The following is a 13,012-nucleotide window of genomic DNA, read 5'->3' as shown; positions in this document are numbered from 1 at the left end:
CGATCGCCGTCATTTTCTCCGACTTCGGCCCAAAGAGCTGACCCTCCAGGAAGGCAACGCGCGCCTTGAGGTCGGCATTCTCCGCATCGAGCGAGAGAATGATCCGGCTCAATTGGGCGCCATCCTGAGGTAAAGGGTCGGGTCGAAGCGGCATGACTGACCCTAGCACATGATCCTGAATCTTCAAGCAAATCCAATAGGATCAGCCCACTTTCGTCGACCGCTTTACGACGTTCCGTTTAACCCGAGTCCAGTCGATACCGGCCAGCAAAAGCGAGAACTCTTGGCTACTCATCTGCATCGCGCCATCGCGGATCGGTGGCCAAACGAACTTGCCCGCCTCAAGCCACTTCGTCGCTAGGATCATGCCCGACCCGTCCCAATAAATGCAGCGCAGGCGATCGCACCGCTTGGCGCGGAACACAAACACGTCACCACAGTAGGGATCAGCCGAAAGCGCTGACGCCACCAGCGCAACAAGGCCATTCATGCCGCGCCGGAAGTCGACAGGCTGCGTCGCCACCATGATCTTCACGCCATTCGGCGGAAGTCCGATCACCGGCGTGCTCGCAACGCTGCCACGATCGCCTGCGCCAACTCAGGCGCCACCGAGCCGATCACGGTCATGCGTGCTCCGGCAATCTCGATCTCAATTCGGCCGGAAGCAACGGAAGCGATATCCGACGACGCGCTCTGGGGAGGCGCTCGTTCTCCAACGACGGTCACCGGCACGAACATGGCCTGCTGCGCGCAGGCTTGCGCGGATCGTCGAGCGGTCAGCCCGGCTTGGCGGCGCCAGACATTCAGCAAACCACGGTTGACGCCCCAGCGCCGGGCGACGGCCGAGATGTTCACGTCGGGTTCTGCGCTTTCAGCAAGGATCCGCGCCTTCTCTTCGTCGGTCCAATTCCGCCGCTGTCGTCGACCGGTGATCACCTCGATCCGCCGGTAGACTCCATCATGCCTGGCTTCATCCATGGCTTCATCCATGACTCCAAGCATGGCACCAGCGCGATCTCCAACCATCCCGTTCCACTCCTGCAGATGAACGAGCTTATCGCGCGGTCTCAATCAGCAAAGAAAAGGTGGGCTGTTCGTCGCGCTCACCTTCGACCAGAATAGCGAGTCAAGAGCGCGCGGCATCCGGCCCTCGAGGTCGAATCCTCAACCTGGGCAATGAGTCGTTCAACATGGGAAGGACCCCTGCGGCGCAATTAGACCATATCCGACAAGTGACCGCGGATCACATTGATGAGTTGGGTGCGCGCTCGACGGATTGTCTCTGTCGTCGTGGCGCTGCCGTGTAGAACCTGTCCCACAGTGCCTCTCTCCAAGCCGACGAAGACAATGCACCATCAAAGCCGGGGATCAAACACTTAGATCAAATCGACCCCTTTACTTTCGCGCCTTCTTTGCCCGGAGCGCCCTCTCGATTACGTCGATCGGCTCCAGAACGTAGAGGATCTTAGAAGTGGGAGTGTTCTGTTTATCGGACACCGTAGCATCAAAGACAATCTGCGTACCGTTCGGGTGATCGTTTGCGTGAAGCACCTTATTAAAATCGACGACTGTTTTGATTCGATTCGTTGTCGTCAGCGAAATCCACATGCTAAAGTATCCTATGATTTTACTGAAGTAAGCGGCAGGCGCCGTTTTATGTGCAACACGCCTAGATAATGCAAGCAAAAAATGCATTCCCAGGTAGCAATGAAGCGCCACCGTCAGCTCGCTCCGAAAGGACATCGATGAAAATACTGGTGAGCGCCGTCTGATGGATCAAATTCACGAAAAGGTGGCTCGGGGAACTCATACCGTAGCTGTAGTCGCCGCTTCGGCGAGGGTTGCCCAGATCGAGCGAACTAAAATCATGGGTAAGAGCGCGCCTAACCACACCGCTGGCATAGTAAGCGTGAATGAGGTCATCGGGTCCGGCGTTGTTGATGAATTAGCTCGTAAGCGCTCATTTCCATGCGCGTTGACGCGGCCCGTTTGACCGAGGTCGCTGTGCGACGGCTGCATTGGATCAGGCAGCGGCTGCTTTGGTGAAGTTGAAGGGCAAGAGATCGGTGATGTCAGTATCTGTTGCGCGCTGTGGCAATTCACTAAGCACGTGGCGCAGGTAGGCCAAGGGCTCGACGCCGCAGGCGCGACAGGTCAGCATGATGCTGTAGACGACAGCACTGGCCCTGGCTCCGTGCACGGTATCGCTGAACAGCCAGGATTTTCTTCCAGTGGCAAAAATCCTGATATCGCGTTCGAGAAGGTTGTTGTCGATCGACATCCTGCCGTCTTCGGTGTAGCGCGTCAGGTATTCCCACTGGTTCAGGGTGTAGGATACGGCGTCGCCGATCTTGCTATCGGGCAAGACCTTCGGCGCGATGTCATCGAGCCATGCCTTGAGAGCGATCAGGATGGGGACGCTGTGTTGCAGGCGGAAACGGCGGATGCAGTCGGCTTGTGTTTCGCCAACTTCCGGCTTTTCGTTCTTGGCTTGGCTTTCAATCCGGTAGAGCTGCTCGAAGAACTTCAGCGCCTGCTCCGGCGGTCCGCCGCCTTTCTTCCTTGTCTTCAGAGCATCGATGAAGCGACGCCTCGAATGGGCCATACACCCAATATGGGTCGCTCCTGCCAGAGTGCGCCAGGCGGTGTAACCATCGCTCATCAATATGCCGCGGTAGTCGCCGAGGAAGGCCTGCGAATAAATCTGGCCGCGGCCGGGTTGATAATCGAGCAGCACGATCGGCTCGCCGCTGTCTTCACCGCTCCTGTATGCCCACATGAAGGATGTGCTGGTGGCCTCCCTGTCCTTTTCCTTCAGCACCTGGACCGTTGTCTCGTCACCATGGATCAGCGGTTGTGAACGAAGCCGGAGCTTCAGCGCGTCATAGATGCGAGAGAGATGCCTCTCGCTCGAGCCAATCACCCAGTGACCCAAAGCACCGCGGCTGACGGGAACGCCGGCGCGCTCGAAGGCCTGGGCCAGACGGTAGAGCGGCGTGCCGTCGACGTATTTGTGGACCAGTGCAAATGCCAGCGTCGAGGCCGTGGCGATGCTGCCCGGCAAGGGCTGCGCGGGCATTGGCGCGAGAACGACAGGCGTGTTGATGCCGGTCCGGTCGCAATGGCGGCAGGCGTACTTGAACCGCACATTCTGCAGGACCTTGGCCTTCACCTCGATATGGAGCTGCTCGGTGACGGCCTCACCCATGCGGTGCACCTTGAGATCAGCGCCCAGTCTGAACATGGCCCAATGCTCCAATGACAGCCGTCAACGCATCCACATCTCTGCATTCCAGCGAAAGCTTCACGCCGTTTGGCAGCAACGCGCTGATTTTGGATAAACCTGACGGATGACCCGTCTTCTCCAGTGATGCTCGTTGTTCCTCATCACACGTGACCGACATATCCAGCGAGCAGGTCCCGACAGGCAGGCTGCCGTCTGCTGCCACGACCGGGATAAACGCCGATCGTGGAGATACCGCCAGGGAGCCAGATTCCCTGGCCTCCTTGACCCACTTGCGCAGTAGGTTGGCATTGATCCCATGCGAAAGCGCAAGGCCGGATATCGACACACCAGGTTCAAGGCAGGCCGCAACAAGCCGCGCCTTTGATCCTGGATCGTAGCGGCGTCGACCATCGCGCCCCACATGCCGCACACGCAGTTTCTGCTCTTCCTCACTCATATTTGGTGTCCGCCTATTTTAAGTGGACACTTCATGCGGCAGAGGCATCAACGAGAAAAGGCGCATGGAAATGAGCGCTTAGTGCGGCTGCAAAGCCGATGAAAGATAGTTGATGAAAGTTCAACACGGAGAAGAAGTGGCGAATCACTCTGACCCCGAGTCATGCGGCGCACATCGCGAGGTGTGCGTCGAAGCGTTGACAGGGGAAACCGGCAGGCCGGCCATTGAGCCGCGAAATGATCAATTCGGGATGCCGACGCTGTTAAGCGAAGCGGAAGGCAACACGGTGCATGGCGTCAATCGCAAGCCATGCCCCGATCCCGCGCGGTCGGAGACCCTGTGCATGTTGGGAAGTCTTTCATACGGAAGCAGCGAGATCTCATCAGTGTCCAGTGCAAATGGACTGGACGGGGCTGGGAAGGTCGTTGATCACAATCCAGTCGTCAACGCTGATGAGAAGTCGGATACACCCATAGTACCGCAGAAGTTGCCGAACAAAGGAGATGATCCTGCGGAGGCAATGAAGGGAAGGGGTGTAATCGGAGGGAACGCCTTTGAGACTCCAGCGTGCCGGACGCAGAGCCGGATAAAACACGCTTCGATGGGGATCGAAGGTGTACGGGAAGCCGCCAGGCGGGACCCGAAGATGCGTTTCACGGCGCTGATGCACCACATCACTCCGACGCTATTGGTGAAGAGCTTCCATGCGCTTCGCAAGCAAGCGGCGAGCGGTGTGGATGGCGTGACGTGGTACGACTATGAGAAGATACTCGAAGGGCGCGTGCACGAACTGCACCGGGAGATTCAATCCGGTGCATATCGTGCTCAACCCTCCCGACGGGTCTACATTCCGAAGAATGACGGAAGACTCCGTCCTCTCGGCATTGCAGCGCTGGAAGAAAAAGTCGTGCAGATGGCCGTCACCACGGTTCTGAACGCGATCTATGAGCAAGACTTCCTCGGCTTCTCATACGGGTTCCGGCAAGGAAGGGGCCAGCATGACGCGCTGGACGCCTTGTGGGTTGGGATCGACAAGCGGAAGATCAACTAGATACTGGACGCGGATATTCGCTCGTTTTACGATGAAATCGATCACGAGTGGATGCTTCGTTTCCTGTCGCATCGAGTTGGTGACCGCCGGCTGATACGTCTGATCCACAAATGGTTGAAAGCGGGCACGATTGAGGATGGCCGCCGCGTCGCATCAACGCGAGGAACTCCCCAGGGCTCTGTAATTAGCCCGGTCCTATCGAATATCTATCTGCATTACGCATTGGATTTATGGGTCCAGCAATGGCGTACTCGAAATGCTAAAGGCGACGTGATCATTGTACGTTATGCCGACGACAGCGTGATTGGGTTCCAGTACGAAGGAGAGGCGCAGCGCTTCCTGCAAGCATTGCGGGAGCGTCTCGCTCAGTTTGGTTTGCAGCTACACCCGGAAAAGACGCGGCTGATACGCTTTGGGCGGTATGCTGCGCGAAACTGCCGGGAGCGTGGTATCCGCAAGCCAGAGACCTTCGACTTTTTGGGATTCACGCACTGCTGCGGCAGGCGGCGCAATGATGGGGGCTTCAAGATTGTCCGTCTGACGATCAAGGAGCGCATGCGCACGACGCTGGAGGCCATTCGGGGAACGCTTATGCGACGACGCCATGAACCGGTGGCAGTAGTAGGTCGGTGGCTACGGCAAGTGTTACAGGGGTATTTGAACTACCATGCGGTAAGCGCCGTCTCCGCCCCATTGGATCGGCTGTATTTTGAGGCTTGCTGCGTATGCGAGAAGGTTTCCAGGACTATCTGGAGATTTGCATGGCAGATGATGGATTTGTTGGGCGCTACGAAGTTGTCGAGCCGCGCCGCGGAAACCGACGTTGGCCAGATGCTGTGAAGGCGCGGATCGTCGCGGAAAGCCTTGAGCCTGGTGTTCGTGTTGTTGATGTCGCGCGCCGTCATGACGTTGTTCCGCACCAGCTTTCCTTCTGGCGCCGACAAGCGCGCGAGGGCATTCTGGCGCTGCCGTTTGAGGCTATGCCGGGCCTGTCGGAGAGCGGCGATGCCGAGCCTGCATTTGTGCCTTTGGCGATTGCGGCAGAGCCGAGCGAGGCTGTGAATGTTTTGGCGCCGCCGCTGTCGGAGGCGGTTTTTTCGGTCTTGACGTTGGAGATCGGCCCGGACGTTGTGTTGCGGGTTCCCGGCGATGTGCCGGTTGAACGTGTGGCGGCTCTGGTGCGAGCCATGCGAGCGCCGGTATGATCGTCGCGGGCCAACGACTGCCGATCCTGATTGCAACGCGGCCGGTGGACTTCCGCTGTGGGCATCAGGCGCTGGCTCTGATGGTGCAGACCGAGTTGAAGCTCGACCCGCATTCCGGGGTGACGGTGATCTTCCGGTCGAAGCGCGGTGATCGTCTGAAAATCCTGGTATGGGATGGCACCGGAATGGTGCTAACCTACAAAATTCTTGAACATGGAAGCTTTGCCTGGCCCAAGGTTCAGGATGGGACGATGCGTCTTTCCAGGGGTCAATATGAGGCTTTGTTCGAAGGTCTTGACTGGCGACGGGTGATGGCGCAACGGGTGACGGCGCCGTCGGCGGCAGGGTGAGTATCCGGCCGTCTTTGCATTGTTTTATTTGGCTTTTTTGTGCTGCCTTGCTATAAGGCCGCATGTCGTCGCCCCTTGATCTCAGCCTGTTTCCGAACCTTCCGCCAGAGGTGGTGAAGGCGTTTGCGGCGATGCAGTTCGAGCTGTCGGTCGAGCGTGCTGCGCGTCAGCATGAGCAGGCTGTGGTGGCCGAAAAGGACGCGTTCATCGCCGAGTTGAAGGAACTGATCGAGAAGCTTGAGGGGCAGGTTCACGACTATCGGCGCACGAAGTTCGGGCCGAAATCGGAAAAGCTCGATCCGGCGCAGATGGAACTGGCGCTGGAAGACCTTGAAACGGCGATTGCCGAAACACAGGCGCGGATCGCCGCCGTCGAGAAAAAGATCGAAGCAAGCGCATCCGATCCGGACAAGGCCGTTCCTCGCAAGGAGCGTAAGGCCCGTGCACTGCCCGAACACCTGCCGCGGGTCGAGAGAGTGATCGAGCCTGAGAGCATCGTTTGTCCCTGCGGTTGCGGCAACATGGTCCGGATTGGCGAGGATCGGACGGAACGGCTCGACCGGGTCCCGGCACGCTACGAGGTGATCGTCACGATCCGCCCGAAATACGCCTGCCCCAAGGGGCGCACGGGCGTCGTTCAGGCCAGCGCGCCGGCGCATCTCTTGGAAGGGAGCTGGCCGAGCGAAGCCCTTCTGGCTGAGATTGCCGTCTCCAAGCATTCCGAACATATGCCGCTCAACCGGCAGGCCGAGGTCATGGCGCGACACGGGGTGCCGATAGACCGCACCGTCCTGGCCGATTGGATGGGCAGGACGGGCGCTGCGATCGCGCCGGTGGTCGACCATATGGCCAAACGGCTGCTGTGGGAAAGCACGCGGCTTTATGTCGACGAGACAACGGCTCCGGTGCTTGATCCGGGGCGAGGCAAGACGAAGACCGGTTATCTATGGGCCGTGTTGCGTGACGATCGCGGCTGGAATGGCTCTGCGCCGCCAGGCGTGGTGTTCCATTACCGGCCCGGGCGTAAAGGCGAATATGCCGCTGAAATCCTCGACGGGTTCAACGGGACAATCCAGGTGGATGCCTACGGTGGTTACTCTCACCTCGCCACGTTGGACCGGGTGGGTGGCGATCCCTTAAATCTGGCTTTCTGTTGGGCGCACGGGCGCAGAAAGCTGATCAAAGCCACGCCAAAGAGTGGATCGCCCATCGTCGACGAGGCGCTGGTGCGGATCGCCGCGCTCTACAAGATCGAAGACAGTATCCGTGGCTCAGATCCCGAACATCGCCGGGCAGTTCGACAGGACCTGTCCCTCCCGCTGGTGGACGCGTTCTTCGCCTGGCTGGCAGCGCAAGCCAAGCGCGTCTCACGCAAGTCTGACCTCGGAAAAGCCCTGGCCTATATGCTAACGCGGCAGGACGGGTTCCGGCTGTTCCTGGACGACGGCCACGTCGATATCGACTCCAACCTGGTGGAAAACGCGATCCGCCGACCGGCCATGAACCGCCGCAATGCGCTCTTTGCGGGGCACGATGAAGGGGGCCGCAATTGGGCCCGGTTTGCCAGCCTGATCGGCACTTGTAAAATGAACGGCGTTGAGCCCTACGCCTATCTGTGCGACCTCTTCACCCGCCTCGCAAACGGTCACCTCGCCAAAGACATCGATGCCCTGATGCCATGGGCCTATGCCGCCCGCATCACGGCCTCACAATGAGCTCGTCAGGTACTCTTCGGTGAGCTCATTTGACCGCCGAGGATCGGCCTCAGATCGCTGCAATTGAAAAATCAATGGGGCGTGAACACCGCATACACCATGCGGTGCCAGACAATCTGAGAAGATTGGGAGGATTCCGCTGGGAAGTTGGTCGCGCTTGGCGACACGCTCTGATGCGTCGGAGCCAACGACACCGGCTGTCTTGGGAGCGTTTCCAAAGGCTGCTTCGCAAATACCTGCCACCGTGCCGCCTGATGCATCCGCATCCAGATGCTCGGCTTACCGTCACAACATCCGATAGGAGCCGTATGCGGTAGTGCCGCACGTACGGATCTGACCGGGCGGCGATGGGTAACCATCGTCCCTACCGGGACCGTTAGCTCAATATCCGAAGCGCTTTGATACCCCGTCTGATTGAAGGCTCGGTGCGTACAAATCCTTGTTAAGAGCCTCGGCGGTCTTCAAGCGTCCCCTTCGATTTTGTTTATGAGCTGGACTCACGGAGAGGGGCAGGGCCGGCTAAATGTGTTAACGGCAGCAGGCACCAGCACGGAGCACAACGGATAGCAGACTTATCTTTCGCCATAGGCATGACCTGCCACTGAACTTTCATCCAGCGGCGATTAGAGCCTCGGCGGTTTTTGAACCGCCCCAGGTTTCTGGGCCACCGGAGGCTAGAGTTTTCCGGCTTCATTCAGGGAGGCGGGCTGGTTGCGCCTCCCGAATTCATCAGCGAGATCGGCACCTTATGCAAATTCCGAGGCAATCCGCCCCCTGATTCCGAAATGATCTCGCCCCCCAATTCCGAGAAATAGTCGCCCCCTGATTCCAAGATGATGCCGCCCCCTTCGGACGGCGTCTGGCGTGGGTGTTCTGCTGGTGTGAAGTTTCTTCCTTCGACTGTGACGAGGAAGGAATGGGATGCCTGCGGAGAGACTGGAGATGCGGCGTGTCCGCGAGATATTGAGATATCGTTTCGAACAAGGACTTGGCCACAAGTCGATTGCGGTCAGGGTTGGCGCTGCACCGTCGACGGTGCGCGAGACGCTGCGGCGTGCGGCCGTTGCAGGGCTATCGTGGCCGTTGGGTGACGACGTCAGCGATGCCGTCCTGGAAGCGGCGCTTTACAAGGCGGCCGGGACGAAGACGGGTCATCGTCGGAGCCCTGAGCCGGACTGGACGCAGGTCCACCGCGAGCTGAAGCGCAAGCACATGACGCTGCAGATCCTGTGGGACGAATACATCAGCCGTTATCCGGACGGCTATCGCTACAGTCGGTATTGTGACCTTTACCGCGGTTGGGCGATGAAGCTGCCTGTGACGATGCGGCAGGATCACGCGGCCGGCGATAAGCTGTTCGTCGACTATGCCGGCGACACGGTCACGGTTGTTGTTGATCGGCTGTCCGGCAAGACACGGCAGGCGCACCTGTTTGTGGCGGTTCTGGGAGCATCGAGCCTTTCATATGCACAGGCACGCTGGAGCGAGACGCTTCCCGACTGGATTGAATGCCATATCCTGGCCCTGGAGTACTTTGGCGGTGCGCCAGCCTTGCTGGTTCCCGACAATGCCAAGGTAGCGATCATCAAGGCCTGCCACTTCGATCCCCAGGTCAACCGGACGTATTGCGGGATGGCGGCCCATTATGGCAGCGCCGTCTTGCCGACGCGGCCGCGACGCCCGCGGGACAAGGAGCAGACATCACGATGCACCTTGTTGGATTTGTTGAGCGTCCATTAACCGGGGTTGGCGGCTACCATAGCGGCCGCCGACGCCTTTTGCGAGTCTGACGTTGCCCGGTGGCTCATACAGGTAGCGGTGGTTGGTAGCGTAGCGATGGCGCTTGAGAACGCCATCGCGTCCGAGTTGGTGTACGGTTGTGGCGCTTACGCCAAATCGACGAGCCACTTCCTCGCCAGTTAGCATGCCGCTCTCGCGCAACCGTTCGAACCGGGTCTTCAGCCCATAGGCACGACGAACGAGCATGACTTTCTTCAGGGTAAAAGCCTCACCGCGCCAGTTACGATGCCCGAGTGCGTTGAGACGACTGGCAATCTGCTGGTCGTTGTCGGTCTCCAGCAGTTCGTTGATCAGTGCCACAACCGCTTCCGGGGTCTTGCGGATCACGGCCATGGGCCGGGGACGAGCTACTGCCAGGCTTTGCGTGCGACCTCCGCGCCAGCGTATGTGCATGTTGATCTGCTCGTCGACCAGCAGTGTCACGTCTTCGATGAGGAGGCCAAGCATGCGTTTACGCTCGACCGGGCTCGTGCGCTTGTTGTTCCAGATGCGCGGAAAATCTGCGGCCAGCGCTCGGATCCGTTCCTGCATAGCGCCGTCCAGCAATGACTGGTCTGTCTCGTTCTGACGCTCATGTTCGCGCTGAAGCGTATCGAGGTCGCGTAGCTTGCCATTCCAGTCCGCTTCGAGTGCATCGGCAACCAAGCGGTTGTCGGGATCGACCTTCAGATAGCGGCGGCGTGCGAGTTCAGCCTCATACCGGGCGCGCTGTAACTGCTTGTCGCGCAGCGAGGCGGCTTGTTCGACACGTTGCGAGATCTCCTCCTGCACCGCAAGCGCGACCTCTATCGCCGTCGGTGCCATTGCTTCGAGTAGCAACGCGCTGACCGCTTCATCGATCGCTGGTCCTCTTGCCCATTGGCAAGCCTTGCCCGCGTGGCGCACGACGGCCTCGTTGCAGATGTAATAGGGACGAAGATTGCCCTCGAACTGTTCATAATGGACCCGCATGCGAGCGCCGCAACGACCGCACAAAACTCTTCCTTGCAATAAGCCGTTGCCTTGGCGAGGCATACGACCCCGCAGGCCCGGAGAAAAACCGACTGCATTTTGTTCGAGACTTGTTTGATTGCGCTCGAACTCGTCCCACGAGATGTAGCCTTCATGGGCCTGAGGGATGAGCACCTGCCAGTCGGACCTCGGCATCTTCTGCTGTACGGACTTAAGCTTGGCATTGTAGATCGTGCGTGTGCGTCCGTATGCGAAAGCACCAGCGTATCGTGGATTGTGCAAAATCTGGATCACGCGAGAGTGGTCGATCTCGCTCCACAGCACGTCGCCCTTGCCGATGCCGCGACGGATACGACGGGGAAACAGGATCTTCTCGTTACGCAGGCGGCGCACGACCGCACAGGCTGAGCCCACCTCCCGGAAGGTATCGAACAGCATGCGCACCGTGTCCTGGATCTGGCGATCCGGGTCGAGCACCACGCGCATATCAGGCGTGTAGACCAGTCCGATCGGCAACGGCAACTCGAGCTCGCCACGACGCGCCTTGTTGAGAATGCCGCCTTGCAGCCGAGACTTCAGGATGTGGAGTTCGGCCTCGCTCATCGTGCCCTTCAGGCCGAGCAGCATACGATCGTTGAACGACGCCGCGTCGTAGATACCATCTTCATCCATGATGAGCGTGCGCGACATGGCGGCCAACTCAAGAAGGCGATGCCAGTCAGCATTGTTGCGAGCCAGGCGAGATACTTCCAGCCCCAGCACGATGCCTGCGTGCCCCATCGCGACCTCGGTCACCAAGCGCTGAAATCCATCGCGCTCCTGCGACTGTGCGCCGGAAAGGCCGAGATCGTTGTCGATGACGTGGACGCGCTCAATCGGCCAACCCAGAGCGACCGCGCGGTCTCGTAATGCATATTGCCGTTTCGTGCTCTCGGTGTTCTCGAACACCTGACGAAGGGAGGATTGGCGGACGTAGAGAAATGCATCGCGCCGCAGGTGATCGGCACTAATCTTCATGGCATTATCAGTAGACATGGCTTCCTCCTGTCTCTGCTGCCAGCACCATATTGGCGAGCATGTGCACGAGCTGGCGGTCGTGCGCGACCACTGAAGTTGTCTTGAACCGAGGCGCTGACTGCTGTCGCGCTACCGCGGATTGATGCGGTGCGATCAGCACTGCCAAGCCGCGCCACAGTCCGTGAAAGACGATGGCACCCATGCGCCTCGCGCAAGCCGTGCCGCAAATAACATCGGCGCGGAGAGCTTCGTAAATATCCTTGCCGCTCTCCGACATGGCGATTGCGTGCGTCGGCTCTTCATCGTTTTTTTTTACGCGCTACCGCGCGTTCGATGCTGCGAGGATGGACGCTGATGCCCAGTCTCGCATGCACCAGGTCCGCCAGAGAGCGGGCCTGCAGTTGGCCGTTCGCATCGAGATGTTCCTCGACGAGACGCATCACCTCGCCAGTAAGCTTGTGGGCTGACTTCGGCCCGCGGGTGCGCGGCAAGAGGCCGGACATGCCATCGCGCTCGAACGCGGCCTCCGCTTGATAGTAGGTCTGCCGAGACAGCCCGAAAAGCGCGGCCGCGTCCGCTTTGTTGGTGCCGTCTTCGCGGGCGTGCCGAAGCATCTCATACTTCACTTGCACGAGATCGAGCGGATCAAAGAAACCGGATTCCCGGAACCAAGGGGCGCGGACGCCCTCGGGCTTGGGGTTCAGAGCGCCCATCTGGCGCAGGCGATCGGGCTTGCTTTCTTTGGTCATGGGAGCCTCCCTTGTGTAAGTCAAATTATGCCGCACTCAGATCGCGCGTCAACTAAATTATATCTCCATATCCGCTACCACTCTATAAGAATTGGCAAAATTCCATTGTTCATAATCAATGGCATCGCGCGCTCGGCATAATTATCCTTACATGCGCGGCGTAATTTACTTGACGTTCGTCACTCTTCCTGACGGCTCTTAATGCGATCAATCAATGACGCCAGCGCCGACAGATCGTCTGGGCGGGAGAAGGACCGACCTGCAGCAACCTGACTGAACAGGTCGGCCTCATTAACATCGGTCCACGAGGCCGGCAGCGAACGCAACCGTCCTTGAGCGTCGTAGAACATGACGCGGTCTTCGCCCCAGTTCTGTTTGCGTGTCGACAGCACGAAGCGCTGGCCGCGCCACGGATGGAACGGGTGCGTGACCTCGAACTTTATGCGCGCTTGAGTGTCAGTACGAACTGCAGTCCTGGACTTGAAAGAAGG

Annotated in this window: 12 protein-coding genes and 2 pseudogenes; 6 read left to right on the top strand and 8 right to left on the bottom strand. The window is 59.2% G+C overall.

Going from position 1 to position 13,012, the window contains the following annotated elements; genetic code table 11:
- Window positions 1-202: 202 nt before the first annotated feature.
- The 4 genes and pseudogenes from tnpB (ACTJKL_RS31640) to tnpA (ACTJKL_RS31625) all read right to left on the bottom strand — a co-directional run bounded on the left by tnpB (ACTJKL_RS31640) (window position 203) and on the right by tnpA (ACTJKL_RS31625) (window position 3,683).
- Window positions 203-559, bottom strand: coding sequence for an IS66 family insertion sequence element accessory protein TnpB (gene tnpB, locus ACTJKL_RS31640; protein WP_440854625.1), 357 nt, complete (start codon window positions 557-559; stop codon window positions 203-205).
- A complete protein-coding gene (tnpA, locus tag ACTJKL_RS31635; protein ID WP_440854624.1) occupies window positions 556-1,026 on the bottom strand; it encodes an IS66-like element accessory protein TnpA in 471 nt (156 codons plus the stop codon). Before tnpA (ACTJKL_RS31635) ends, tnpB (ACTJKL_RS31640) begins: the two co-directional genes overlap by 4 nt.
- A 997-nt stretch (window positions 1,027-2,023) precedes the next feature.
- Window positions 2,024-3,220, bottom strand: a pseudogene (locus tag ACTJKL_RS31630) (IS66-like element ISRm2 family transposase); the annotation flags it as partial.
- Between the two features lie 4 nt (window positions 3,221-3,224).
- Window positions 3,225-3,683: an IS66-like element accessory protein TnpA gene (gene tnpA / locus ACTJKL_RS31625; RefSeq protein WP_440854731.1), complete on the bottom strand. Its 459-nt coding sequence runs from the start codon at window positions 3,681-3,683 to the stop codon at window positions 3,225-3,227.
- Between the two features lie 112 nt (window positions 3,684-3,795).
- Between tnpA (ACTJKL_RS31625) and ACTJKL_RS31620 the strand changes: the two genes are divergently transcribed.
- The 6 genes and pseudogenes from ACTJKL_RS31620 to istA all read left to right on the top strand — a co-directional run.
- Window positions 3,796-4,734, top strand: coding sequence for a hypothetical protein (locus tag ACTJKL_RS31620; protein ID WP_440854730.1), 939 nt, complete (start codon window positions 3,796-3,798; stop codon window positions 4,732-4,734).
- Window positions 4,735-5,574, top strand: a complete 840-nt coding sequence (locus ACTJKL_RS31615; RefSeq protein WP_440854732.1) for a reverse transcriptase domain-containing protein — start codon at window positions 4,735-4,737, stop codon at window positions 5,572-5,574. It begins immediately after the preceding gene.
- Window positions 5,496-5,939, top strand: a complete 444-nt coding sequence (gene tnpA, locus ACTJKL_RS31610; protein ID WP_440854729.1) for an IS66-like element accessory protein TnpA — start codon at window positions 5,496-5,498, stop codon at window positions 5,937-5,939. Before ACTJKL_RS31615 ends, tnpA (ACTJKL_RS31610) begins: the two co-directional genes overlap by 79 nt.
- Entirely contained in the window at window positions 5,936-6,289 is a 354-nt protein-coding gene (tnpB, locus tag ACTJKL_RS31605; RefSeq protein WP_010975401.1) for an IS66 family insertion sequence element accessory protein TnpB, read from the top strand. Before tnpA (ACTJKL_RS31610) ends, tnpB (ACTJKL_RS31605) begins: the two co-directional genes overlap by 4 nt.
- 62 nt (window positions 6,290-6,351) lie before the next feature.
- Window positions 6,352-8,004: an IS66-like element ISRm14 family transposase gene (locus ACTJKL_RS31600; RefSeq protein ID WP_440854728.1), complete on the top strand. Its 1,653-nt coding sequence runs from the start codon at window positions 6,352-6,354 to the stop codon at window positions 8,002-8,004.
- A gap of 942 nt (window positions 8,005-8,946) precedes the next feature.
- Window positions 8,947-9,696, top strand: a pseudogene (gene istA, locus ACTJKL_RS31595) (IS21 family transposase); the annotation flags it as partial.
- A 9-nt stretch (window positions 9,697-9,705) separates the two neighbouring features.
- On the opposite strand, the gene ACTJKL_RS31590 reads toward istA, so the two are convergent.
- From ACTJKL_RS31590 to ACTJKL_RS31575, 4 genes are all read right to left on the bottom strand, one after another.
- Window positions 9,706-11,790, bottom strand: coding sequence for a recombinase family protein (locus tag ACTJKL_RS31590; RefSeq protein WP_100675141.1), 2,085 nt, complete (start codon window positions 11,788-11,790; stop codon window positions 9,706-9,708).
- Entirely contained in the window at window positions 11,780-11,974 is a 195-nt protein-coding gene (locus tag ACTJKL_RS31585) for a hypothetical protein (protein ID WP_440854727.1), read from the bottom strand. Before ACTJKL_RS31585 ends, ACTJKL_RS31590 begins: the two co-directional genes overlap by 11 nt.
- A gap of 97 nt (window positions 11,975-12,071) precedes the next feature.
- A complete protein-coding gene (locus ACTJKL_RS31580; RefSeq protein WP_088199677.1) occupies window positions 12,072-12,521 on the bottom strand; it encodes a helix-turn-helix domain-containing protein in 450 nt (149 codons plus the stop codon).
- A gap of 179 nt (window positions 12,522-12,700) precedes the next feature.
- Window positions 12,701-12,964 (bottom strand): DUF5372 family protein, encoded by a 264-nt coding sequence (locus tag ACTJKL_RS31575; RefSeq protein WP_086017922.1) that lies wholly within the window; start codon window positions 12,962-12,964, stop codon window positions 12,701-12,703.
- Between the last annotated feature and the right edge of the window lie 48 nt (window positions 12,965-13,012).

The sequence above is a fragment of the Sinorhizobium sp. 22678 genome (genome assembly GCF_052044265.1).
Taxonomy (GTDB): Bacteria; Pseudomonadota; Alphaproteobacteria; order Rhizobiales; family Rhizobiaceae; genus Sinorhizobium; species Sinorhizobium meliloti_A.
The sequence above is the reverse complement of the archived record's forward strand: the minus strand, read 5'-3'. Positions and strand labels throughout refer to the sequence as shown.

What these genes read in the sequence shown, in the direction of transcription:
- tnpA (WP_440854624.1), bottom strand. Translation starts at nt 1,026, where the DNA reads ATGGTTGGAGATCGCGCTGGTGCCATGCTTGGAGTCATGGATGAAGCC.
- tnpA (WP_440854731.1), bottom strand. Translation starts at nt 3,683, where the DNA reads ATGAGTGAGGAAGAGCAGAAACTGCGTGTGCGGCATGTGGGGCGCGAT.
- ACTJKL_RS31620 (WP_440854730.1), top strand. Translation starts at nt 3,796, where the DNA reads ATGAAAGTTCAACACGGAGAAGAAGTGGCGAATCACTCTGACCCCGAG.
- tnpA (WP_440854729.1), top strand. Translation starts at nt 5,496, where the DNA reads ATGGCAGATGATGGATTTGTTGGGCGCTACGAAGTTGTCGAGCCGCGC.
- tnpB (WP_010975401.1), top strand. Translation starts at nt 5,936, where the DNA reads ATGATCGTCGCGGGCCAACGACTGCCGATCCTGATTGCAACGCGGCCG.
- ACTJKL_RS31600 (WP_440854728.1), top strand. Translation starts at nt 6,352, where the DNA reads ATGTCGTCGCCCCTTGATCTCAGCCTGTTTCCGAACCTTCCGCCAGAG.
- ACTJKL_RS31590 (WP_100675141.1), bottom strand. Translation starts at nt 11,790, where the DNA reads ATGTCTACTGATAATGCCATGAAGATTAGTGCCGATCACCTGCGGCGC.
- ACTJKL_RS31585 (WP_440854727.1), bottom strand. Translation starts at nt 11,974, where the DNA reads ATGGGTGCCATCGTCTTTCACGGACTGTGGCGCGGCTTGGCAGTGCTG.
- ACTJKL_RS31580 (WP_088199677.1), bottom strand. Translation starts at nt 12,521, where the DNA reads ATGACCAAAGAAAGCAAGCCCGATCGCCTGCGCCAGATGGGCGCTCTG.